1 protein-coding gene is annotated in these 919 nt (G+C 65.6%); it reads left to right on the plus strand.

Annotation, left to right across the window (positions count from 1 at the left end; translation table 11 throughout):
- On the plus strand, positions 1-919 hold a 919-nt coding region (locus tag D7V20_RS19265), incomplete at both ends, for an FAD-dependent oxidoreductase (RefSeq protein ID WP_213072524.1).

The following is a 919-nucleotide window of genomic DNA, read 5'->3' on the forward strand; positions in this document are numbered from 1 at the left end:
GCCGACAAGGGCAGCGGCGGCGAGCGCCCGTTGCAAGTCGCCGTGATCGGCAGCGGTGGAGCCGCGATGGCGGCAGCACTGAAGGCCGTCGAGCAAGGCGCGCAGGTCACGCTGATTGAGCGCGGCACCATCGGCGGCACCTGCGTCAACGTCGGTTGTGTGCCGTCCAAGATCATGATCCGCGCCGCCCACATCGCCCATCTGCGCCGGGAAAGCCCATTCGACGGCGGCATGCCACCCACACCGCCGACGATCTTGCGCGAGCGGCTGCTGGCCCAGCAGCAGGCCCGTGTCGAAGAACTCCGTCATGCCAAGTACGAAGGCATCCTGGACGGCAATTCAGCCATCACCGTTCTGCACGGTGAAGCGCGTTTCAAGGACGACCAGAGCCTTATCGTTAGTTTGAACGAGGGTGGTGAGCGCGTCGTGATGTTCGACCGCTGCCTGGTCGCCACGGGTGCCAGTCCGGCCATGCCGCCGATTCCGGGCCTGAAAGAGTCACCCTACTGGACTTCGACCGAGGCCTTGGTCAGCGACACCATTCCCGAACGCCTGGCCGTCATCGGCTCGTCGGTGGTGGCGCTGGAACTGGCGCAAGCCTTCGCCCGGCTGGGTAGCCAGGTCACGATCCTTGCGCGCAGCACGCTGTTCTTCCGCGAAGACCCTGCCATCGGCGAGGCCGTCACAGCCGCCTTCCGTGCCGAAGGAATCAAGGTACTGGAACATACGCAAGCCAGCCAAGTCGCCCATGTGGACGGCGAATTCGTGCTGACCACTGGACAGGGCGAAGTGCGCGCCGACAAGCTGCTGGTCGCCACCGGCCGGACACCGAACACGCGCAGCCTGGCATTGGAAGCGGCGGGGGTAGCCGTCAATGCGCAGGGGGCCATCGTCATCGACAAGGGCATGCGCACCAGTA

The organism is Acinetobacter rongchengensis (genome assembly GCF_003611475.1).
GTDB classification, from domain to species: Bacteria; Pseudomonadota; Gammaproteobacteria; order Pseudomonadales; family Moraxellaceae; genus Acinetobacter; species Acinetobacter rongchengensis.